At 32.5% G+C, this 23,805-nt stretch carries 16 protein-coding genes; 5 read left to right on the top strand and 11 right to left on the bottom strand.

Going from position 1 to position 23,805, the window contains the following annotated elements; translation table 11 throughout:
- Window positions 1–21 precede the first annotated feature (21 nt).
- The 10 genes from TD29_RS05845 to TD29_RS05800 all read right to left on the bottom strand — a co-directional run bounded on the left by TD29_RS05845 (window position 22) and on the right by TD29_RS05800 (window position 16,737).
- Window positions 22–1,869, bottom strand: coding sequence for a family 43 glycosylhydrolase (locus TD29_RS05845; RefSeq protein WP_040279548.1), 1,848 nt, complete (start codon window positions 1,867–1,869; stop codon window positions 22–24).
- Between the two features lie 3 nt (window positions 1,870–1,872).
- Window positions 1,873–2,112, bottom strand: a complete 240-nt coding sequence (locus TD29_RS05840; RefSeq protein ID WP_040279547.1) for a hypothetical protein — start codon at window positions 2,110–2,112, stop codon at window positions 1,873–1,875.
- Complete coding sequence (locus TD29_RS05835; protein WP_152611469.1) at window positions 2,112–3,065, bottom strand: alpha/beta hydrolase; 954 nt, start codon at window positions 3,063–3,065, stop codon at window positions 2,112–2,114. The genes TD29_RS05840 and TD29_RS05835 overlap by 1 nt, the downstream gene beginning before the upstream one ends.
- 82 nt (window positions 3,066–3,147) lie before the next feature.
- Complete coding sequence (gene bglX / locus TD29_RS05830; protein WP_040279546.1) at window positions 3,148–5,490, bottom strand: beta-glucosidase BglX; 2,343 nt, start codon at window positions 5,488–5,490, stop codon at window positions 3,148–3,150.
- On the bottom strand, window positions 5,490–6,296 hold the full coding sequence (locus TD29_RS05825) for a carboxylesterase family protein (protein ID WP_040279545.1): 807 nt from the start codon (window positions 6,294–6,296) through the stop codon (window positions 5,490–5,492). The genes bglX and TD29_RS05825 overlap by 1 nt, the downstream gene beginning before the upstream one ends.
- 17 nt (window positions 6,297–6,313) lie before the next feature.
- Window positions 6,314–7,684 carry a glucoamylase family protein gene (locus TD29_RS05820; RefSeq protein WP_040279544.1) on the bottom strand — a complete coding sequence of 457 codons (1,371 nt, stop codon included), beginning with the start codon at window positions 7,682–7,684 and terminating at the stop codon, window positions 6,314–6,316.
- 3 nt (window positions 7,685–7,687) lie between these two features.
- Window positions 7,688–9,046 (bottom strand): glucoamylase family protein, encoded by a 1,359-nt coding sequence (locus TD29_RS05815; RefSeq protein WP_040279543.1) that lies wholly within the window; start codon window positions 9,044–9,046, stop codon window positions 7,688–7,690.
- 112 nt (window positions 9,047–9,158) lie between these two features.
- On the bottom strand, window positions 9,159–10,568 hold the full coding sequence (locus TD29_RS05810; RefSeq protein ID WP_040279542.1) for a RagB/SusD family nutrient uptake outer membrane protein: 1,410 nt from the start codon (window positions 10,566–10,568) through the stop codon (window positions 9,159–9,161).
- Between the two features lie 12 nt (window positions 10,569–10,580).
- Window positions 10,581–13,628, bottom strand: coding sequence for a SusC/RagA family TonB-linked outer membrane protein (locus TD29_RS05805; RefSeq protein WP_241485223.1), 3,048 nt, complete (start codon window positions 13,626–13,628; stop codon window positions 10,581–10,583).
- A gap of 295 nt (window positions 13,629–13,923) precedes the next feature.
- On the bottom strand, window positions 13,924–16,737 hold the full coding sequence (locus TD29_RS05800) for a helix-turn-helix and ligand-binding sensor domain-containing protein (protein WP_040279540.1): 2,814 nt from the start codon (window positions 16,735–16,737) through the stop codon (window positions 13,924–13,926).
- Between the two features lie 239 nt (window positions 16,738–16,976).
- On the opposite strand from TD29_RS05800, the gene TD29_RS05795 reads away from it, so the two are divergent.
- The 5 genes from TD29_RS05795 (at window position 16,977) to TD29_RS05775 (ending at window position 23,206) form a co-directional block, all read left to right on the top strand.
- Entirely contained in the window at window positions 16,977–17,837 is an 861-nt protein-coding gene (locus TD29_RS05795) for an EcsC family protein (RefSeq protein ID WP_040279539.1), read from the top strand.
- Window positions 17,838–18,030: 193 nt separating this feature from the next.
- Window positions 18,031–18,774, top strand: coding sequence for an SH3 domain-containing protein (locus tag TD29_RS05790; RefSeq protein WP_040279538.1), 744 nt, complete (start codon window positions 18,031–18,033; stop codon window positions 18,772–18,774).
- Window positions 18,775–18,915: 141 nt separating this feature from the next.
- A complete protein-coding gene (locus TD29_RS05785) occupies window positions 18,916–21,936 on the top strand; it encodes a ligand-binding sensor domain-containing protein (RefSeq protein WP_040279537.1) in 3,021 nt (1,006 codons plus the stop codon).
- Between the two features lie 63 nt (window positions 21,937–21,999).
- Complete coding sequence (locus TD29_RS05780; protein ID WP_040279536.1) at window positions 22,000–22,749, top strand: LytR/AlgR family response regulator transcription factor; 750 nt, start codon at window positions 22,000–22,002, stop codon at window positions 22,747–22,749.
- Between the two features lie 256 nt (window positions 22,750–23,005).
- Window positions 23,006–23,206 (top strand): hypothetical protein, encoded by a 201-nt coding sequence (locus TD29_RS05775; RefSeq protein WP_040279535.1) that lies wholly within the window; start codon window positions 23,006–23,008, stop codon window positions 23,204–23,206.
- Window position 23,207: 1 nt separating this feature from the next.
- On the opposite strand, the gene TD29_RS05770 is transcribed toward TD29_RS05775, so the two are convergent.
- Window positions 23,208–23,798, bottom strand: coding sequence for a riboflavin synthase (locus TD29_RS05770; RefSeq protein ID WP_040279534.1), 591 nt, complete (start codon window positions 23,796–23,798; stop codon window positions 23,208–23,210).
- Between the last annotated feature and the right edge of the window lie 7 nt (window positions 23,799–23,805).

Here is a 23,805-nt window from a genome sequence, read left to right as displayed (position 1 = left end):
TGCTATTAATGGGCTAGATTATTAGTCTACAAATACGATATTACTTGTTTCAGAAATGCCGTTTTCGTTATACGCTTCAATAGTGAAATAATAAGGTGTATCTCGATCTAAGCAACGCATAAAATGTGTATTGGTATCGTAAACTTGCCATGATTGATATAGCTTATCTTTAGAAATTCCCCAACGAATGTTATAACCTTGAGCACCTTCAATTGCGTCCCATGAAAAGGTCGCATCTCTTCGGTCTTTTTTACGATTAATTTTAAAGTTAGACACTTTGTGTGGTATTTTTCCTAAGCCTTTTCCAAACACTCTAATTTCTGACATTGCAAAATTATTTCCAGGTACTTTAATATTGTTATATCTTACATATTTAGCCTTAACAGGTGTTTCTAGCTCTATGTAAGCATTTGGTGTATCTTGGTTACTTGTACTTCTATCAATAACAGTTGTCCAGGTTTTTCCATTTTCAGAAACATCTATAGTAAACTGATGTTTTAAGTTATCTACTCGTGTGTAAATTCCAGATTCGTGGTCGTGAAAGTTTAATTGAATGGCATTGATATTTGCAGGGTTTTGCATTTCAATGGTTATCCATTGTTTATTATTATTGGCTTTTGCGACCCAAAAGGTTTTTGGATTTTCATCGGTTAATACTTTAGACCTAATATTACCGTTTGGATCTTTTTCAATAGGTAATTCAGTAATTTCAACTTCATCATCATTTGAAGTGAATTTCTCAACTTGTTTTAGTGATGACGACACTGTCACATTTCCTTTATAAGACAAAAGCATCCATCCATTATGTTGTCCTGCTTGTGTAGGATGATTTGTGCTAAAACGAGGATAATCACCATATGCTGTATTGGTGTACATTAAACCCTCGTCATCAAAATAGGTGGGAAACATGCATAAGCGACGTTCCCATTGTGCATTAGAAGCCAATGCCATCGTGGCAAAGTGCCAATATTGACCGTTGGTTTGTTTTACAGTTATACCGTGACCAGCTCCATTAGTAAAACCACCTGGTTTAAAACTCATGGGATTACTTTTCATATACTCAAATGGTCCAAGTGGAGAATCACCAATATAAACACCATCTGCATACACATTAAATTGAGTGCCAGGAGCTGCATATTGTAGGTAATATTTTTGGTTGTGCTTGGTCATAGAAGCACCTTCCATATAACCTTCTTTAAGTGTTGGATGAAAGTTGTTTTCTCCAAAACGCTCCCAACCATGTTCTTCTTCGTTAAGATTTATTAAATCTTTTGTTACACCTATTTCTAGAAAGCGATCATCTTTATTCAACATTTTTACTTTGAGCGGATTTACATTAGAGGATCCCCAAAATAAATAAGTCTTTCCGTCATCATCGATGAATAATTCTGAGTCTTGAATATTATTTGAAATCGATGCTGTTGGAGTCCAATTCCCTTTTTTAGGATCATCTGTGTAAAGAATACTTCCATAACCTGCAGGATTACCTGCAAAATAAACTAATGAATCTTTATAATTGAAAGCTGTTGGAGCGTTACTACCTTCAAAAAACCATTGTTGTGGTTTAATAAAGTCCCAGTTTATCAAGTCTGTAGAATGCCAATATCCAAATGAACGTGTGACAAACATGTAATATTCTCCTTTAAATTCTATAACCGCAGGATCAGCTCCAGAACGATACGATTGATTTCTATTAGAATTATATACCATGTAGGTATAATCTATATCTAATGGATTGATGTAAGTTTCAAATCCTTTTTTTTGTAGTGCTTTTTCTTCAGTATTAGACGACTGTTCTGTTATCTCATTCTTATCGATGTTGCACGAAAAAAGAAGTGTAATAATAAAGAGACAAAGTATTTTTTTCATGATTTAAAATTTAGTGTCTTTTTCAGAAGTTAGATTAAAAGAAATATCAGTTTGAATTCTTAATGTTTTAAATTGTATATGAACTCTTTTTATTTTTCTTTTTAGTGTTTGATCAAATTCAAATAGTGTTAGTTTGTATTTGATTCGTAATTCTGTGAGTTTCGATTCTTCGCGCTTTTTTAAACCTTCATTGTAAGCTTGAATAGCGACAAGACTTATTAATAAAAGAGTTAAATACCACATTACTTTTTCGTTTTTATAATTTTAGTTTGAACAAGCTCATCATTGATAATAGTTCGGTCAAAAAAATTAAATACTATATCTAGTTCTTCAAAAGGGATTCTTGATATTTCATGCCTTGCTTCTTTTACGATATTGAAATAATATGCAGTATCGAATAGCTCTAACTTTTTAGCGATTACGTTAGATCCATCTAACATGATGTAACCGTCTTTATTTGGATCACAATAATGATGTGGCGCGTTATCAAAAGGCACTAATTGATCTTTTGTTCCATGGTATAAAACAGAAGGGACAGCATTTTCTTTAGTGATATAACTTGCATTAACAATTGCACCAGCACATGAAAATACACCTGCAAATTTCACATCTTTATATTTTTCTTTGTCTGCTATGAAATAGTCTCTCATAAAAACAGCATTAAGGCTACCTTCTGCACCTGCACTACTACCTCCTGCTATAATTTTAGTAATATCAACTTGAAGTTCATTGGCATGTTCAACAATGTATTTTGCGGCATCCAAGTAATCTATAGCTGCTTGTTTAAAGGTTTCTAATTTGTCGTCTTTTGGGCAATCACAACCAAAACCGGTTGCTGTATTTTTTCTTAATAATCGATAATCGATAGATATGCCTATGTAGTGTTGATTGTTGGCCGCATATTTAACTAAATTTTTATCATCTGGATATGCGCGATGACTTCCCGAAAATCCTCCTCCATGCATCCAAAGAAGTAACGGTAGTTTCACATTTTTATCAATATTTTTAGGTGTGAATACATCCATTTTTAAAGTGTCTGTTCCTTTTATAGCATACGTATAGGTTTTAAAACTTACATTCTCTACTGAAGGCTTTTGCTTAGAATTAGCACTCAGATTTTGAGCAAAAGTCTGACATGAAAAAGCCACACAAAATAGTAAGATTAGGGATTTGTACTTAAAATTTATATGTGGCATAGGGTTGCTATTTATCTATTAGGAATTAGTTTTTTAAATCTACGATATCATGTGTTTATCGATTGTAATTCATGTTGTTATGTTATTTGGTTAACTCAAATTCTTTCATCAATTTTGTGTCAGAATTTGTACCTACAAACACTTGAAATTGTCCAGGTTCTGCTACAAAATCTAATGATGAATTGTAGAATTTTAAATCCTCAACAGTTACTGTAAATGTTATAGTTTCTGTTTCACCTTTTTTTATTTCAACTTTTTGAAAACCTTTTAATTCTTTTACAGGTCTTGTAACCGAACCAACAACATCTCTAATATAAAGCTGTACAATTTCTTTACCGTCATAATCACCAGAATTGGTAACATCTACTGAAACTTCAATATTTCCATTCATGTTAATTGAAGGTGTATTAATAGTGAAATTGGAATAATCGAAGGTTGTATAACTTAAGCCATAACCAAAAGGGTAGAGTGGCTCATTACGAACATCAATGTAATTACTCTTAAACTTTTCAAATTCTCCTTGATCATTTCCTAATGGTCTACCTGTATTTTTGTGGTTATAAAAAAGGGGTATCTGCCCAACATTTCTTGGGAATGTTGCTGTTAATTTTCCCGAAGGGTTAACGTCTCCAAATAGGACATCGGAAATTGCTAAACCAGCTTCACTACCAGGAAACCATACATTAAGAATAGCTGGCACGTTTTCATTTTCTTCAACTAAAACAAGTGGTCGACCAGTAAATAAGACTAAAACCACAGGTTTTCCTGTTTTCAATAAGGCATTTAATAAGTCTTTTTGTACTTGTGGAATTCCTAAATTTGTTCGACTACTGCTTTCTCCGCTAAATTCTGCAGACTCTCCAATGGTTGCTATGATGATATCAGATTTAGAAGCTATTTGAAGTGCTTCATCTAACAATTGTTTATCTGTACGATTATCGCGTGGAATATCTTTACCAAACATCGTAGCTCGTTTTTCTAATTCTAAATCGTAATCAATATTACTACCCTTAGCATACAGTAAGGTTGCTTTATCACCAATTACTTCTGTTAGCCCATCGAAAACTGAGTTCGATTTCTCCTGTTTAGTAGCCACACTCCAAGTTCCTGCCATATTATTACTAGCTTTAGCTAATGGACCAATTAATCCAATAGTTCCAGATTTTTTAATAGGAAGTAATTGTGCTTCATTTTTAAGCAACACCATAGATTCTGCAGCTACTTTACGTGAAAATGCTTTATTTTCTGGTGTGAAAATTTCAGTTTCAGATCTATTGATATCACAATATTTGTAAGGATCATCAAAAAGTCCCAATTGAAATTTTGCCGTTAACATTCTTCTTACCGCTGTATCAATATCGTTTATTGAAATGTTTCCGTTTTCATATGACTCTTTCAGCGTTTTCACAAAAGCCGCAGGTATTGAAGGAGAATCACCAGCCATATCCATATCTACTCCTGCTTTTAAAGCCTGTTCAGAGACTTGGTGTTTATCACCAACTCCATGCTGTGTCATTTCGTAAATTCCTGTATAATCAGTTACAACAAAACCATTAAAACCCCAATCATCTCTTAATAAATCTGTAAGCAACCATTTGTTTCCGGTTGCTGGTACACCGTCAATTTCGTTAAATGAAGCCATTACAGAACCCACACCAGCATCAACAGCAGCCTTATAAGGCTCTAAATATTCATTGTACATTCTAATTTTACTCATATCGACCGTGTTGTAATCTCTTCCTGCTTCAGATGCTCCATACAAAGCAAAATGTTTGACACATGCCATTAAGGTGTTGTTTTTACTTAAGTCATCTTGCTGATATCCTTTAACCATAGCTTCAGCAATTCTACTGCCTAAAAACGGATCTTCACCATTTCCTTCTGAAACGCGTCCCCATCGAGGATCTCTAGAGATATCAACCATTGGTGAAAACGTCCAATTGATACCAGCAGCACTTGCTTCATTAGCTGCTACACGTGCTGTTTTTTCTATCATTTCCATGTCCCAAGAACTAGATAAACCTAAGGGAATTGGGAATGTTGTTTCGTAACCATGAATAACATCCATTCCAAAAATTAATGGAATACCTAATCTGCTTTTTTCAACAGCTATTTTCTGAACTTCATAAATTTTCTCAACGGTTTTTATATTAAATAAGCCTCCAACTTTTCCCTCTTCTATTCGTTTTCCTACATCTGAACCTTTAGCAGAACCTGTAGTAATATCTCCAGAAGTTGGTAAATTAAGTTGTCCTATTTTTTCATCAATAGTCATTAAATTTAATATAGAATCTACCTTTGAAGCAAAAGGACTCTCTGTTTCCTTTTTCGATTTTATTATTGTGTTAGTTTCAGAATTACAACTTAAAAGTAGTATTGCTAGTAAGGCAATTGCAATTGTTTGAACGTTAATTAATTTCTTCATTATTTTAATTTAGAATTTGAAAAAAGCCATTTTAAAAGGTCTGGTTCTGCAAAAGCGGGATCCCAACTGTTATGGTTTGCAAAATCATATAGTGTAAGTTTTGGAAATCCACCTGCGCTTATAATAGCTGAAGCCATATTTAGAGATAATAGTGGGTCTACTACATCATCTTTGGCTCCATGTAAAATCCATAGCGGAACAGTTTGCGCATAAGTTGTTACAGATTCTGGATCACCACCTCCACAAATTGGAATTCCTGCGGCAAACATTTCTGGTTTTCTATGAATAATTTCAAAAGTACCCATGCCTCCCATTGACAAGCCCATAACATATATTTGATCTGTTTTTAGATAAGGTTTAGCAACCATTTCATCCATTAAATCCATAACTAATGTCATTGAAGTGGTTGGTGCTTCGTTGTATTTATATTTAAACGTTATTGGCTTTGTTGTTCGATCTGCCTCTAACTTAGACCAATAATCATTTCTAGGACACTGCGGAAAAATTACTATTGCAGGAAATGAATCTCTTATTGTTTCGTTTAAAAACAACGTGCTTCCGTGAGCGAGTTGTCTCTTATTATCATTGCCACGCTCTCCAGCTCCATGAAGCATTACTACCAAAGGATAAGTTTTGGATTCATCGAAATGTTTAGGTAAAAGCATTCTATAGTTTAGTGTATCTTCTTTTACAATATGTTGCTCATATGTAAACAAATCTTTTGATGATTGTTTTTCTTGCGCTTTAGCAGTATTTGGACTAAAAGTTATGATACTAAAGACTAAAAATAAAAGCTGATATTTCATGTTTAATTGTTTATAAATTAATATGTAAATCCTAATGTGTTTAAACCGTTTTGAACATCTTCGTTTTGCATGAATAAATTCCATAATAGTCCTGTTCTATAGTTTTCTATCATTATAATTTCGGGCCCTTGGTCTATAGCTAAATATTGCTGAGAAACCCAATCATTATATTGTGGACTAAAGGCGTCATAGAATCCAGCTGGTCCTAATAGAATAGCTTTTTTACTATAGAAGTAATGCATTGCTGCAAGAGACTTTTCAGGTGTATAAGGAATAGAACTAATAGCAGCTGTAGGTGAAATTACACCTAAATCATTTTCTGGTTCGTGTGCAGAGTAACCTGTAGATCCATCAGAATTTCTACTATAACTAGCTGTTAAACCCCAACAATCTTCCCCATAATCAGCATAATTATTTGGATTACTAATACAATGTTGATAATTGATATTAGTATGGTTTACATTGAGGTCCCAATAATTTGCATACTGGTCTGAAAGGTTGGTAGGATTTAATCCTAAAAACGAATAGTGTGCCCAAAATAATGGTCCAGTACCAGCTCCAGCATGGTCTAGGATAAGCGGAATATTATATTCACTTATTGCCGTTGTAATATTTCCATTATTTGCCCATCCTTCATGATAAACTTCAGGTGTGATGGCATAATCTGGTGATGCTGCTCCTAATATAAAAGCGATTAAAGTTTCATTGTATCCTTTTAATTCTAAATTAATTGCAAAATCATTATCTGGACTCCAATGCCAAAATAAAGAGTTTTGATTTTGTGTATACCAGTTCCATTCTACGCCTTTCCAGAGTTCATCTGCTTGAGTTGCTAATGCAACCTCTTCGTCATTACCATTTTTATAATATTCTTTAATACAAATTAATCCTTGAGCAAAGAGAGCGGTTTCGACTAAATCACCTCCATCATCTTGACTACTAAAAGGAATAACATTTCCGTTAGTACCATCAATCCAATGTGGCCATGCACCATGGAAGCGATCAGCATCTTCAAAGAAGTCTAAAATTTGGCTTAATCGATCAAATCCTTCAGTATTAGAAATATATCCTCTTTCGATACCTACTAATATTGCCATAAGACCAAAACCGCTACCACCTGTGGTTACAACATTTTGACTGTTAGAAGAATCATAAGGATGATAGCGCTCTCTAGCTGCACCTGAGTTAGACTCTGCATAATCCCAAAAGTATTTAAAAGTTTCTTGTTGGGTTAAATTCAATAGGGCTTCGTCTGTTATTGTATCAACAATCACAGGATCATCATCTGTAGGGTCAGGGTCATCTATACCTTGATAGTTTGATATACTATCATCTTTACCACAGCTAAAACAAATTAATGTAATTAAGAATAGGCTAAAACATCTCATATTTTAATTCTTTTTATATTTAAAACCCAACTTGTCTAAGCCCGATTGTACATCTTTATTTTTCATAAATAAATTCCACAGAAGAGCTGTTCTATGATTTTCAATCATTACAGGAATTGGACCTTGATCTATTGCTAAATAACCTGGTTTATACCAATTAGCTTGAAAACTGAATGCATCAAATGGTCCGTACTTACCAACTAAACTATCATGATTGTTATAAAGATTTTTTAAAACATTCATACTTTCTTTTGGCGTATATGGAAATGACGACAATGCTGCTGTTGGCGCTATTACTCCAATGTCGTTCTCTGGTCTATGTCCATAGTAACCTTTTATAGAATAGCTAGATGTTAATCCCCAAAGACTATCCCCATATCCTTTGAATTTTAATGGGTTATCTACAGCATATTTGTAATGTATTTTGGCTTGATTTTGAGTTAATTTCCAATAATCGGCATATTGATCAGATAATCCATTTGGATTTAATCCTAAATAGGAATAATGCGCCCAAAATAATGGTCCAACGGTATGATTATCATGCTCATAATAGTTAAGCACGAGATCTTCTCCGTAATATGTTTTATTAGATGTGATTTTACCATTTCTAGCCCAACCATTTTCGTAAACCGATTTATTAATTGAATGTGTAGGAGATGCGGCGGCTAAGACATACATGATTAAGCATTCATTATATCCACCAACAGGAAAATTCATATCCCAACCATATTTTGGTGACCAGTGCCAATATAAAACGTCTTCACCTCCTTTGGTGTACCAATCCCATTCTACACTTTCCCATAAGTTATTAATCTTAGCAACTAATTGTTTTTCTTTTTCAGAGTCACCATCATAGTATTCTGCAACAGTTAATAAGCCTTGTATTAAAAATGCTGTTTCTACTAAATCTCCACCATCGTCTTTTTTACTAAAAGCAAGTACTTTCCCTGTTTCACCATCTAACCAATGTGGCCAAGCTCCATGAAAACGATCTGCTTTTTCAAGAAAAGCAACATTTTTAAGATATCTATCTAAAGCTTCCTCCTTATTTATAAAGCCTCTTTCTATACCAGCTAAAATTGCCATTACACCAAATCCACTACCGCCAATTGTGACAGTTTGTTTAGGTGATGAAGGATAATTATCATTTAAATGTAAACGCTCTCTAGCTAAACCTGAATTTGGTTCTGCACCTTCCCAAAAATAGTTTATGGTTTGGAACTGAATAGTGTCTAAAAGACTGTTTTCGTTTAGTTTAATATGAGATTGCACTGTTTTTGGAGGCTGCTTTTCTGCTTGTTTACAGTTATAGAGGCCCAAGGCCATAATTAAAATGGTGATATTAAATGCCGAAAATTTCATTTGTGATTTTTATAAATTTAACTGCATCTAATACGTTACAGATGCAGTTAAATTAAGGACTAATTCAAACAATGTATGGTTGTAATTGTACTGTTTTTTTTTGTTTCTAATTTTACCAATTAGGATTTTGAGTCATCTCTGGAGTTTGATTCAACTGAAGTGATGGAATCGGAAACAATTCATGTTTATTAACCACAAATGTTTTTCCATCAGAAGCCATTGCACTTTGAGCTTCACCTGTTCTTATAATATCAAACCATCTATCATGCTCAAAAGCTAATTCTAATCGTCTTTCTTTCCATATATCTTGAAAAGTTGGAGAATTAATAGACGTAAGGTTAACTCTATTTCTTACTCTATTTAATGGAGTAGAGGCATCTGCACCAACATGAAGAGCAGCTTCTGATTGAATTAATAAGACTTCAGCAAAACGAAGTATTCTTACATTTTTATCACCATCACTATCACCTGCATTAGCACTAGAATATGCTTTTTCACTATACATTGGATTTTCTGTAGAAGCACTTACTTCCCTTCCGTCCCACATTGTTTCACCTGCAAAAATTATCGTTGCATCTCTTCTAATAACATCTCCTTCTGCATTGAATGCATTTAATAGATTTTGAGAAGGAATATTAAATCCCCATCCCCAACCACTGGTGCCTCTAGCACCTTGAACTTGTGAATATTGTTGTACACCATGTGCAATAGACTCACCTCTACCTTGAACTTCAAAAAGAGATTCTATACCATTTTCTTGAGACGCTCTCCATAATTCTTCGTAATTACCGTGTAAATCATAATTTCCACTTGTTACTACTGCTGTAGCCATATCGTAAGAATCTTGCCATTTTTCATCATATAAATATACCTTCGCTAGTAATGCTTGAGCTGCACCACGTGTTGCTCTTCCTAAATCTGCAGCAGCGTATTCGCTTTTTGTTGGTAATAAATCAATAGCATCTAGTAAATCCTGTTGAATAAACCCGTATACATCTGCTTTAGGCTGACGCACAACATAATCGATATGTTGTAAAGGAATATCTCCAAAAGAGCGAACTAACCAAAAATAGTTTAAAGCTCTCAAAAATTTAGCTTCTCCTATAAGTCTATCTTTATAGGCCTGGTCTGTTAAACCGTAATCTGTCGTGTAAGAAATAGCGATACTTGCTCTTCCTATACTTTTATACCAGTGCTCCCACATGGCTAAAACAGAAGGTCCTGTAGTTGTATGTTCTAAGGCATCTAGTAAATGTTTATCTGCTCCAGTATCTGAGGCCGAACTTCCTTTATCTGCATTATCTGATATGATTTCTGTTACTCCCAAATAAGAGAACGAATAATCCCAATCTGTAAGCATACCGTAGATTCCGTTTACCATTTCTTCAGGCTCTACAACAACTCCACTATCTGCGGCATCTATTTCTGACCTACTATCTACATCTAAATAATCATCGCTGCAATTTGCTAATAAAAGCAAAGTGAAAAGCAAAATTCCGAATTTTGTTATTTTTAGTTTCATTTTCAATTTTTTTTATAGTTCAATATTTACACCGAATAAAAATGTTTTAAGTGTAGGGTAAGCAGAAAGTTCAATACCTCCAGTACCAGCTGAAGTACCAATAATTTCTGGAGTAAACCCTGAATATTTAGTAAACATAAAAGGGTTTTGTGCTGTAGCATAAAGTCGTATTGAGCTCACACTTTTTATAACATCTTTTAAAGTATATCCTAATGTGATGTTATTTATTCTAAAATAATCACCATCCTCTAAGTAATAATTAGAAGCATAAGAATCTCGATTTGCCCCTGGATTTGTGTTTGTAGATCCTTCTCCAGTCCATCTATAGTTAAATACATCTGCTGTTATATTTTCACCACCATTTATACGAGTACCTTTGAGGCCATTATATATTTTATTACCTCCAGCACCATAGCCTTCAATAGTTAAATCTAGATTTTTATAATTTAGACCTAATGAAAGTCCATAGGAGTAAGTTGGTAAATAAGATCCAAAAAACTTTTTATCCTTATCGTCAATAATGCCATCATCATTTAAATCTGAATATTTTAAATGTCCTGGTAGTGCACCAGAAATACTAGGGTTTTCATCTATTTCTTCTTGATTTTGCCAAACACCCTCTACTTCATACATCCACCAAGAATATAATGGCTGTCCTTCTTCTAAACGTTTTGTTATTTGACCATTACCTAAACTTCCACCAACTTGTCCGTCATAAGCAGATTTAACATTTTCAACATTATTTTTATTTGTAGAAAATATTGCTCCAATATTGTAAGATAGATCATCAGTGATATTGTCTCTCCATTTTAAATCAATTTCAATACCTTTATTAGTGACTTCTGCTCCATGATCATAAAAGCTACCAGAACCTTCGGTTGTATAAACTGGAGTTACTAATAAAATGGCATTTTCAGTATTTCTATTGTAATAATTAAATTCGGCATTAAACCTATTATTAAAACCTGTTAAATTTAGACCAGCATTAAATTCTTCGGTAATTTCCCATGATATTGGAAGTATTTCTGCTCCATAGGCAGCGCCAAAAACTAGATCTTGATTTGCACCAAATGCATAGTTTACGCTACTACTACCTGTGCTAGTTGTTATTGTTGTTTGATTAAACGGCACTCTAGAGTTACCTACTTTTCCCCAACCAGCTTTTAACTTAAGAAAGTTGATAAACGAAACATCAAAAAAGTTTTCATTAGAGACTGCCCATCCAGCACTTACAGCTGGAAAGTTGTCAAAATAATCTTCGTTGCTATCATTTTTGAAATTACTAGTACCGTCTCTTCTAATATTTGCTTGTAAGAAATATTTACTATCATAATTATACATCAATCGACCAAAATATGATTGCTCTCTTGTAGGAGTAGAATAAAATTGAGAAACTACCTTTTCATAGTTATCATCAGCAAAATTGATGCTCCAATAATTTTCCTGAGGAGGCACTCCATATCCTAGGGCATACATTGTAAAAACATCATTTCTCTGTCCTCTGGAAAATCCTGCTACAGCATTAAAATTATGTACAGTATTAAACGTTTTGTCAAACGTTAAAAACCCTTCTACATTGTATCTATAACTTTCTGAACTTGTATAAGACAAACTATTATTTGCATATGTTGTGACTTCAGGATTATTATCTTGATTGATTTGAAATTCTTCATCTGTTCTAGTTGGATCACTGATTAACCAAAGTGCTCTGGTATCATTAAAGCTTCTATTTTTAAAAAAGGTTTTTGTTGCTGTATATCTACCAGAAGCTTTTAAGTAATCTGTAATATTTAAATCGGCTTGAATACTACCTTGTAAATCGGTTGTATTATTCACTTGGTTCGTATATTCCACTGCAGCTATTGGGTTGCCCACTGAGTTGAGAGATCCAATAACATCTGTATTTGAACCTAGATATGTTGCAATACCAGTTGTTTGATTCCAAAATGATTGACCATATTGACCACTCTCATAATACACAGGAATAACTGGTGCTTGCCTATATGCTGAATTAAAAGCATTAAACGGTTTTGGTAGAGATTTTATAAAAGATCCGCTTAAATTAGTGCTAATCTTCATACGATCTTCAAACAATTCTACACTATTATTAGCTCTAATTGTATTTCTATTATAATCTTGATCATCTAGAATACCATCTTCACTATAATTATTAAAACTAAAAAAATACTTGATATCTTCACTCGCTCCAGAAATAGCAATGTTATTAGAATTACTAAATCCAATATCTGTTAATTCATCATACCAATCTGTGTCATAAGGTTGGTCAGGTGATAAAAACGTTGTTTCTCCATTTATAAATTGGTTTTCATTAAAATACCTAACATATTGACTAGAATTAGCCATTTCAACAGGATTTAACATTGATTTAGCGCCATAATATGTAGATAATTCAATCTTCATTTTTCCTTTTTTACCGCTTTTTGTCGTTACTATAACAACACCATTAGAGGCATTCATACCATAAATACTTGCAGAGGCAGCATCTTTAAGAACATCAAATGTTTCAATATCTTCTGGGTTTATATTACTAATACTATTGACTTGCACGCCATCTACAATGTAGAGAATATTACTTCCAGCAGATGCTGTACCTATACCTCGTATTATAATGTTAGGTTCACTGCCAGGAGCATTTGTATTGACAATATTTACACCTGTCATTTTTCCTTGAATAGACTGAAGCGCATTAACTGCAGGTTGTTTAGTTATTTCAGCTCCTGAAACACTAGCAATAGCGCCAGTTACTTCTTTACGTTTTTGAGTCCCATAACCAATTACAACAACCTCATTTAAACTTGCTATATCATCAACTAGTGCAACATCAATTTTTAGTTCATCTTTAACTGTAATGGTTGTTGTCTCAAAACCTAGATAACTGTACTCTATTTGATCTCCTTTATTTACTAATAAGGAGTAATTACCGTCAAAATCGGAAGACGTACCTGTGCTTGTCCCTTTAATTATAATACTTACTCCAGGTAAAGGTATTCCATCACTTTTACTCGTTACAATACCATTAATTTCAATTTGCTGTGCCATAGTGCAAATTGAAACAAACAGCATCAACAATAGACTGATTTTTGTTTTCATAAAATTGATTACTATTTAAATTAGACTGTTAGTTTATTTGAGTGACTAAGTTATAATCTAATGTTAATTCCTATAATTATCTATTTACATTTTAAATACGTCATAAAACACTAAGAAGGTTAAAAAGTGTTAAGGAAACAGTATTTGACGTAATATAAATATATAAAAAAAACGTTGTAGTTAGCGAGACAATCGCAATGTGACGTATAAATGACGTAGTTTTAATTGAGGATATAAGAATAAGTTACACCTGATTTTTAATATTTAATAAATAATCAGCTAAAGAAATGTCATTTTCTAAATTTAATTTCTTTTTTAGTCGATATCGGTGTGTTTCTACTCCTCTTACTGAGATATTCATAAGTGGAGCAATTTCTTTAGAAGAAAGATTCATTTTGATGTAGGCACAAATCTTTAAATCTTTAGGTGTAAGTATTGAATGTTTGGTTTTTAAAATTTCGAAAAACTCATCGTGTACTTGACTGAAATTATTTTCGAAAACTTCCCATTCGTCCTTTAATACTATTGAATTATCTAATTTTTTTACAATCCTTTTATACGAATAGTAATTATTAAATCCTTCTTTGTTTACCATCAAGTCTCTTTTAATGTCTTGAAGCGTTTCATTTTTCTTTACTAATGCCATTGCGTTATTGGCTAGTTGTTTACTTTTTAATTTAATCTCATTTTGTAACGATTCATTTTTAAGCTGAACAATTCGCTTTTCGTTTTCTAACGTTTGTTCTCTAAGTAATTTTTGTTGCTCTTTCTGGTATTTAATTTTTATTAAACGTTGTTCTTTTGCGATCTTCTTATTGTGAAGCGTATAAAAAATAACTAGAATTAAACTCGCTAAAAGGAAGTATAAAAAATAGCCAAGCGTATCTCTGTACCATGGCGGATAAACTTCTATATCTAAAGATTGAGCTGACGAAGTATTACCTGCATTATCACAAGCTCTAAATAACAAGCTGTATTTACCATCAGTTAAATTTGATAGCTCTACTTGGGTTCCTTCTATTTTATGCCATGAATTATGAGCAATGTTGTCATTTGCTTCAGTCACAATATATTCGAAATGATGATTTAATGATTTTGAAGATGAAAATTCTATGGCTAGACTTTCTTTAAAATTAAAACCTAGCCCATTTGCTTCTACATTATTAACAGGAATCCGTTCTCCACTTATGCTAATGGACTCAATACTTGGTTTGTACAATTTATTGTTAGTATTTGAAGTGCTATTAATCAGCATAAAACCATTGTCTAAATTTAAAGCATATAGCGAATCACTAATTTTAGAAATATTTTCATAGCCAACTATAAATCTATTTTTTAGAAAAAGGTTATTTAGAAAAAAGTCCTCATCTATGTTGTCAAACGATGTGAATTTTATAAAACCTCCGTTATTTTTTAGAGCTATTAGATCGGTATTATCTTCTGAAATGATATAACTATTTTCACCTAATCGTTTATTAAGTAGATCATAAGGAATTATGGAGTCTAAAATAGGTTCATAGCGTTGCCATCCTTCGTTGGTTTTAAAACTTATGTTATTTCTTATATTATAAACCCTAACATTGTAATTAGAACTAAGACCTTTGTTTTGATAGGTTTTAACAGAGGTGATTGAATTATAATTCTCATCAAAACTTATTTTAGAAACCCCTTTAGTAGCATGAGCAACCCAAGCTGTTGTTGGATCTTCAAAAACTAAAAATCGAGAAGGAATTGTCGTCTCTCCTAGATGTGTTACTAACCACTCTCCTTCATTTTTTTCAAATTTTACGAGGCCTGAATATGTGCCTTGTATATATGTATGATTTTTTTCCGGTAATTTTTTAATCGTCCAACCTCCAGTATAATTTGAGATTAAAGTTAATTTATCCTTCTCTACAATAAAGGTGCCTTCGTTATGACCACAAAAAAGTTGTCCTTCAATTATTTTTAAATCCCAAACCTGACCTTGAGAACCTTCTATGAAATGGAGCTTATCGTTTTTATTTAATCTAAAAAGTCCAGTGTTACTTCCTATATAAATACAGTCTTTATATTTTATCACATCGTATACAGCTCCAAGTTTGCCCGATTGATCATTAAAAAAATAATGATGACTATCTAAATCCATTTTTGAAATCCCATTATCTAACCCTAACCATAAATTGTTAGATTTATCAACGTGTTGTCCTAATACTGTATTATTGAGCAAGCCATTTTCTTTACTAACATGAAATTTCAAATTGCCTTTGTCATCTGTTAAAAACAAACCATCTTTTATAGTCCCAAAAATCATTTCGCCATTTGCCAATTGTGAAAATTTATTAAGTTGATGGTGCTTAATTTCTTCATCAATAGTAAACCCTGTTGGTTTTAGTTGATTATTATTTAGAAAATAACTGCCCTTCAATGAGGTTAGTAAAAGTAAGTTGTCATTATAGCTCACCAATGAAACTATTTTCGTGTCAATTAATTTAGGATCATAAAAAAAGGGTTCTAGTGTATCATGCTCTAAAGAGAAAATGCCTTTATTTAAAGTGCAGATGTAAAGTTTGTTGTCAATAACATTACTAGACATTATAGATGACTTTGGACTTAATTGAATAACATTCTTGTAGTCATAGATATAGATGTTTAAAAATGAACTAAAAATAATTTTGTCCTGAAACTTTACAATTTGCCAAATCTCTTCGTTTGGAGAAATTTGGTCAATAACCTTTTCGCTAAGAGAGTAGTATTTTAACAGTCCGAGGTCATCTTTTTCCCAATATCCAAATTCTTCATAAGAGCCAGTAAACACAATATCTTTGTCTGTAAATACAGAACGAACTGTTGTTTTATTTGGTAACTGATAAAATTTCCAATCTATACCATCATAAGCCAGTAACCCATTGTTATTTGCAACATAAACACCACCATCTTCGGCTCGTGTGATATCCCAATTTTGATTTCCAGCCTTATATTCTGCTAAAGTATAATTATGGGTGCTTGGCGAATACTGGCCATAAGCTTTTATTAAAAATAATATGAAAAACGATAATATGTATACGGTCTTTTTCAATTTTTAGGGAACATCAATTTCATTAAAACAATTTTTAAAAATAAGAATAAATAAACTAAGGCTATATGTTATAAATGTATAAATAGGATTAGAAATATCATTTAATGAAATAACACTAATTTTTGTGTTATAATGATTACTTTTAAATTAACAGGCTGTAACAATCTTAGATGCTCAGCGACAAATAGTTTTAAATTAAGTTGTATTAAACCTTAAAAACAGAATCTAATAGCTAAACTTTGAAATTAACCACAAACACAATATCACCCGAAGATTTAGAAGCATTGAAACTCGCAAAATCTAATATGCTAAATATAAGTTGGGCCATGCGAAATGTGAATAAAATTGGCGATACAGTAGAAACTGGGATAAAATTTGTACCAGAAAAAGTGGTGGTTAAACTGCAAAGCATGACGCAAAAAGCATTATTAAAAGTCATCAAAGCCAACTTGCTAACCATTCAAAAAAACAAAACCTTTAAGAAACCCTCAAAAAAAACATATAAGAGTATTGTTACAGGAAGTGGCGCGCTTAGCGGTTTTTTTGGATTAACGACAGGTTTTGGTACTGCGATTTTCGCTTCAGAATTAACAATTACTACCAAGTTTTTAATGCGTACTATAATGGATATTGCTAGAAGCGAAGGTGAAGATATTTATACACTAGAAGGTCAAATGGCATGTCTAGAAGTATTTGCTCTTGGTGGAGATTCTAAAGATGATGACGATTTAGAAATAAGTTATTATACAACTAGAATTGCAATAAATTCGGCATTAAACAATGTCTCTACAGCCAGTTTAAAAGTGGGATTAGACACATTAATAAAGGGAGCGAGTGCTTTAGGTTCTGGTGCTTTAAGTAGTTTTGTGTCTAAAATTGCAACTAGACTGAGCCTTTTAATTAGTGAAAAATTTCTAGCCCAAGCTGTACCAATTGTTGGAGCAGTTGGTGGTGGTAGCCTAAATTATATATTTATAGATCATTTTCAAAAAATGGCAACATCTCATTTTACGATCAAACGATTAGAACGTCAATATGGAGCAGCTAATGTGAAGTTGATTTACGAAACTATAAATGTGTCTAAGACTATTAAAAGCTAACATCAAAACAATTTTATTTACTATAAACACCAACTAAAACCTTCTATTATGAAGGTTTTTTTATTTTCTAAACCTAATAATTAAACGAATTCTAAACACTTCCTTACGAATTCTAGAAGCGTCCAAATTTTACTGTAGTCTCTATATATCTTTGAGGTATCAAACAAATAGTTTAACCCAAAAACAAAATATTATGAGAACTTTAAAGAACACCCAAAACGAAAACAAAACACAAACAAGAGTATCAAAATTGTTTCAAGCAGTAATGATTTTAGCAATGTTATTTGTAGCATCAAATATTTATGCACAAAATAAAGAAGTAGAATTTGATGTTTATACAAATTCTGCAGCAAAAGCATCACAATACCTTCTAGGAAACGATGTTGCCCTTAGAGATTGTGCATCTGTACAATGCGAGAAATTAACAACGCTTAAAATAGGAACCAATGTGAGGTTATTAGCAAAAAGTGAAACATCTCAAACAATAAACGGAGTAACTAGTAGATTTTACAAAATAAAAATGGGACCACAAGTAGGATGGATTTGGGGAGGACTCATCTCTCAAAAAACAATGGTAAGCCAAATCAATCCAGAAATTAAATTCGTATTTGGTGAAGCAGGAGTAGATTACAAAGGCTATAAGCGTTTTCAAATTAGAGCTGTAAAAAACGGACAAGAACTAGACAAAATCTTTGTAAAATCTGAGTCGTTAAATCACGATTTAGTGAGTATTATCAACAAACAAGACAATACATACGGTACAGATGTTATTACACTTTGCAATCCAGATAGCGAAAGCTGTGATGTTACAAGTACCAACTCCTACATCGTATTTAAAAATGATAAATTAATGCAAACCACAACTTTGGTGGCTTTAGAAAAAATAGAATTACAAGACGATAATTACGCAGTATCCTGCGAATTTGAAAACAAATAAAAAGTTAGTTAATTGATGTTTAGTGATGTTTTTAGCGCTGTAACTCTTAAAGAGTGCAGCGCTTTTTCATTGAAATAAAATACGAGAAGTATAAAAAAATGCGTTCAAAATTGTAAGTTGCAAATACAAATAAATACCATATTGAAATTTAAAATCACATATAACCTTCTTCTTTTTTTCTTCGGAATTTTCTTCGGAAATATCCACTCATCAAACGCTCAAAACAAGCAACTACAATCGCTAACTCTAGAAGACGGTTTGCCGCAATCTCAAGTATATGCCATTGCTCAAGATCATAAAGGCTATTTATGGTTAGGAACCCAAGGTGGAGGATTGGCACGTTTTGATGGCGAAATTTTCACCGTCTATAACGAGTCTAAGGGTTTGGCTTCAAACTACATTAATGCCATCCATTCTCAAAATGACACCTTATATATTGGTACAAAACGCGGTCTCTCAATAAAAATAAAACAGAAGTTCATAAACATAGAAATTCCTGAAATTGTTAAGATAAATATTTTCGACCATCAAGTGATTGTATTAACCACAAAAGGTGTTTATGCTATAGATAAAAATCTATCAGTAAAAAAAGTAAACTTAAACCCTCAAATTGATAATACTCAAATTAACGATTATATTTATTTTGATAAAAGGTTTTGGTTAGCAACTCAAAATGGCCTCTGGAAATTTGAAGGTCAAATAGCATCTCCAAAACATGTAGAAAAAGTAGAAAATGGTGATTTTAAAACCACTGTTGGGTTTGTTAATAAAATAATAGCATCAACATTTAATGATGGTACATTTGTATTTGATTCTCGAGATTTTGACGACCAAATTTTAATAAAAGAACCACTTAGAATAAATAGTGCTACAATTATAAATAATCAACTGTGGCTAGGTACACAGCATGATGGAGTTTCGGTAATGGATACCAATTCTTGGTCTGAAATTTTATCACTAAATACCTCAAACGGACTTTTGGTTCCTGATGTGAAACAAATTTTTAAAGACAAACAGTCTAATATTTGGATAGCCACATCTGGAGGTGGATTGTATAAATATTTCCAAAATAATTTTAAGCATTTTAATACTGAAACAGGACTCAACGGAAATCGCGTCTATGCAGTTCATCATAGCAATAAAGCAATATGGATATCAAATTCTGAAGCTGGATTAATTAAAATAGACAAGTTTGGAGTTCATGATATCGATATTCCGCAAGCGTTTTCTCAAGTAAAAATAAAAACGATTGCTAGTGATAAAAGTGGAAACATTTGGGCAGGATCTGAAGGTAGAGGTGTGCTATTTAAAGGTGAATTTACAAAAGACTCTATTGTAATTGATACGCTAAAAAAATCGAAGTTAAAATTTCCGAAGACAATAGAAATCTCAAAAGTATTGAGTACAGATAATGGGTTTCCGTTTGATTGGATTAGAAAATTACAGGTGTCTAACGATGCGATGTATGCTGCTACTTATTCTAGCGGAATTGTAAAATTTAATTACAATCCTAAAAGCGATAGCTTACAAGTTTATAAAACTTTTGGAACTCTAGATGGTATTGATGACCTCTATATTATGGACATGATTAAGGACAGCAAAAATCGTTTATGGTATGTGACCAAAAAAGGTCATTTGGGTTATGTTTTTAAGGATAAAGTCACGCATTTAGGTCAAGTTTTAAAGCAACATGTGCAGATTAATTCTATTGTTTTTAAAAATGAAACATTGTATTTAGGAACAGCAGGAAAAGGGGTTTGGTGGTCTAATGACGATAATTTTGAATCCTTTAAGAAATTAGAAGGCGCTAAAAAAGGGGCTTCAGATAATATTTATCAACTCATTTTTGATGATCAAGGATATCTTTGGGTTGGTACAGAGCGTGGTGTTGATAAGCTAGAATTAGATAAAGACAATATTATAAAAGATGCCTTTTTCTTTGGGAGAAATGATGGATTTTTAGGAGTTGAAACCTGTTTAAATGCAGTAGATAAAGATGATAATGGTCACCTATGGTTTGGTGCGCTTTACGGCTTAACCGAATATCAACCTACCGAAATAACACGTGATACCGAAAAACCAAAACTCTTTTTAGAAGATGTTAAAGTAGAGTTTGAAAGTATAGACTCGTTGCAGTATTATTCAACTAATGTTTTGAAATTAAATCCCGAGCAACAGCAAATGAGTTTTACTTTTAAAACAGTAGATTTAGATCATCCCAACGGTATTGAATATCGGTATAAATTAAATACTAACGAATGGAGTCCTTGGTCTAAAAATAATACTCAAGATTTGCCTGAGCTTAATTATGGTGCGCATGATTTTGTTGTGCAATCAAGAAATCATCGTTGGGTAACGAGTGAGCCGCTTAAGTTTTCGTTTTTTATTGAAAGTCCGTTGTTTAAAAAACCATGGTTTCAATGGTTACTCATTGCAGCTGCTATTTTGTTGTTAACGTTTATAGTGTATCAGTATATTAAACGTTTGAAACGAAAAAATTCCGAAGATAAAAAAAGACTAGAACTAGAGAATCATCTATTAACCTTGGAGCAAAAGGCGTTGCGTTTGCAAATGAATCCGCATTTTATTTTTAATGTACTTAATGGTATAAAAGCAATGGCACCAACCAAGCCAGAGAAAATGAATGAAACGGTTAACAGTTTTGCAACTTTGCTTAGAGAGACCTTAGTTAATTCTAGAAAAGATAGTATTTCATTAGATCAAGAAATAAAAACAATTCGTCATTATATAGAAGTAGAGCGTTTAATGGCAGAGCAACCTTTTGAGTATAAAATTAATGTAAATACAAATTTAGATGCTGAGGAGATTTTAATTCCTCCAATGCTTATTCAGCCTTTTGTAGAAAATGCGATAAGGCATGGTATACTTAAAGGGCCAAGGGCAGGAAAGTTGATTCTAGAATTTACAAATACTGACGATATTTTAAAAGTTACTATCATAGATAATGGTGTTGGTATTTTTAGTTCTCAACAGCAAAAACCTAAAACCGATCATCAATCTATGGCATTGACAGTAACTAAAGAGCGGCTAGAATCCATCTCTGGAGCAAATGCTTTAGAAATTTCAGAAATTCAATTGGAAGATGGGAGTATTGGTGGCACGACCATTGTATTTAACATCCCATTAGAAACAGATTATTGAGAGTAAATTGTATAAGATTCAATTATTAATAATGATACCAGAAGTAATTTTAAAAACAAAATTATGCTAACAGCAATCATCGTAGAAGACATGAAAGACGCAATGCAGCTTTTAAAAAGTGACATTGAAACTCATCATAAAGACATACAAATTATAAACACAGCGCAAAGTGTTGTAGAAGCTGCTAAAGTGCTTAGAAAAGAGCAGCCAGACATATTGTTTTTAGATATTATGTTGGGAGATGGTACGGGTTTTGATGTTTTGGAAATTTTTCCGGAGTTAACCTCGAAAATTATATTTGTTACAGCAAGTGATGAATTTGCTATTAAAGCTTTCAAGTTTGCAGCAATAGACTATGTCTTGAAACCTTATGCTCATAACGAATTATTAGATGCCATTGAGCGCGCTAAGCAACAAATTCAACCCAACAAAGAGCGTTTAACTATATTAAAAGAGACCTTAACCGCTCCAGAAAAAAAACCAGATAAAATATCTCTACATACACTAGATAAAATAATCATTGTTAATTTAAACGATATTGTTAGATGTGAGTCTGATAGTAATAACACAATGTTTCATCTTCATGATGGCAAAAAGGTATTTGTAACTAAAACCTTAAAATATTTTGCAGATTTATTAAAGCCAACAGGGTTTTTGAGAATTCATCAAAGCCATTTGGTTAATTTACAATATATAAGTGCTTTTATAAAGACCGATGGTGGTTATTTAATGCTAAAAAATGGTGAGAATGTTCCGGTATCAGTTAGAAAAAAAGCAGAAGTTATTGAAATATTAGATCAAATGCATCGCTAGTTAATAGTAGGTTTAAAACCATTAAAGAATTTGTTTCGTAAGTACTAATAAATATAAACAACCTAGTAACAATTATTTAAAACGAAAAAAATGTTGAAACTCATGAGTTTATCGCAAAAAACTATATATTTGATTTTAATATAATTTTAACGCTATACCGTGAGGCTGTACATTTTGTCGAATATATTAGCGTTTTACGGATGTTTTTTTGCTATTATAATTTGTTGAGACCTTTTTTTTATACATTTACACCCTAATGAAAATACAAAACAAGAAAATCCCAGCCTCGATCTTATTTGTTTTAATAAGTTGTGTATGTGTCGCACAAGATGGTGCACCACCACCACCTATGCCACCACCACCACCAGGATTACCTATTGATGGATTTACGACGTTGGCCTTAGTTGTAGGTGCTTACATAGGTATAAAGAAAACCTTACAGAGATCAAAAAACTAGTTTACAGTCTGTTGTTGTAGAGCTTTTGTATATATTTCCCTAATACATCAAATTCTAAATTAATTTTAGAGCCCTTTTTCAAGTGTTTAAAGTTCGTATGTTCGTATGTATAAGGAATTATAGCTACACTAAAACTATTATTTTGTGAGTTTACAACAGTTAAACTTACACCATTAACAGTGGCAGATCCTTTTTCAATAGTAACATTACCTAAGGTGTCATCATAACTAAAAGTAAATATCCAGCTACCATTGTCTTCTTTTATGCTTTCACAAGTTCCAATTTGATCTACATGTCCTTGTACAATATGTCCATCCAAACGGTCACCCAACTTCATAGCGCGTTCTAGATTTACAAAATCTCCTATATTTAAATCACTAATATTAGTTTTATCAATGGTTTCTTTAATTGCAGTTACGCTGTAGTGTTCTTCGGAAATCTCAACTACCGTTAAACATATGCCATTATGAGAAACACTTTGATCTATTTTTAACTCGTTAGTAATGGCGCTTTTTACTGTTATATGTAAATTATCTTGCTCTTTATCAAGCTTTGTAATAATTCCTAAATCCTCAATAATACCTGTAAACATAATGTCG

The sequence above is a fragment of the Psychroserpens damuponensis genome (assembly GCF_000826655.1).
Classification (GTDB): Bacteria; Bacteroidota; Bacteroidia; order Flavobacteriales; family Flavobacteriaceae; genus Psychroserpens; species Psychroserpens damuponensis.
This window is presented reverse-complemented; position numbering and strand designations above follow the sequence as displayed.

What these genes read in the sequence shown, in the direction of transcription:
- TD29_RS05815 (WP_040279543.1), bottom strand. Translation starts at nt 9,046, where the DNA reads ATGAAATTTTCGGCATTTAATATCACCATTTTAATTATGGCCTTGGGC.
- bglX (WP_040279546.1), bottom strand. Translation starts at nt 5,490, where the DNA reads ATGAAGAAATTAATTAACGTTCAAACAATTGCAATTGCCTTACTAGCA.
- TD29_RS05835 (WP_152611469.1), bottom strand. Translation starts at nt 3,065, where the DNA reads ATGCCACATATAAATTTTAAGTACAAATCCCTAATCTTACTATTTTGT.
- TD29_RS05805 (WP_241485223.1), bottom strand. Translation starts at nt 13,628, where the DNA reads ATGGCACAGCAAATTGAAATTAATGGTATTGTAACGAGTAAAAGTGAT.
- TD29_RS05825 (WP_040279545.1), bottom strand. Translation starts at nt 6,296, where the DNA reads ATGAAATATCAGCTTTTATTTTTAGTCTTTAGTATCATAACTTTTAGT.
- TD29_RS05790 (WP_040279538.1), top strand. Translation starts at nt 18,031, where the DNA reads ATGAGAACTTTAAAGAACACCCAAAACGAAAACAAAACACAAACAAGA.
- TD29_RS05810 (WP_040279542.1), bottom strand. Translation starts at nt 10,568, where the DNA reads ATGAAACTAAAAATAACAAAATTCGGAATTTTGCTTTTCACTTTGCTT.
- TD29_RS05840 (WP_040279547.1), bottom strand. Translation starts at nt 2,112, where the DNA reads ATGTGGTATTTAACTCTTTTATTAATAAGTCTTGTCGCTATTCAAGCT.
- TD29_RS05820 (WP_040279544.1), bottom strand. Translation starts at nt 7,684, where the DNA reads ATGAGATGTTTTAGCCTATTCTTAATTACATTAATTTGTTTTAGCTGT.
- TD29_RS05775 (WP_040279535.1), top strand. Translation starts at nt 23,006, where the DNA reads ATGAAAATACAAAACAAGAAAATCCCAGCCTCGATCTTATTTGTTTTA.
- TD29_RS05845 (WP_040279548.1), bottom strand. Translation starts at nt 1,869, where the DNA reads ATGAAAAAAATACTTTGTCTCTTTATTATTACACTTCTTTTTTCGTGC.
- TD29_RS05770 (WP_040279534.1), bottom strand. Translation starts at nt 23,798, where the DNA reads ATGTTTACAGGTATTATTGAGGATTTAGGAATTATTACAAAGCTTGAT.
- TD29_RS05780 (WP_040279536.1), top strand. Translation starts at nt 22,000, where the DNA reads ATGCTAACAGCAATCATCGTAGAAGACATGAAAGACGCAATGCAGCTT.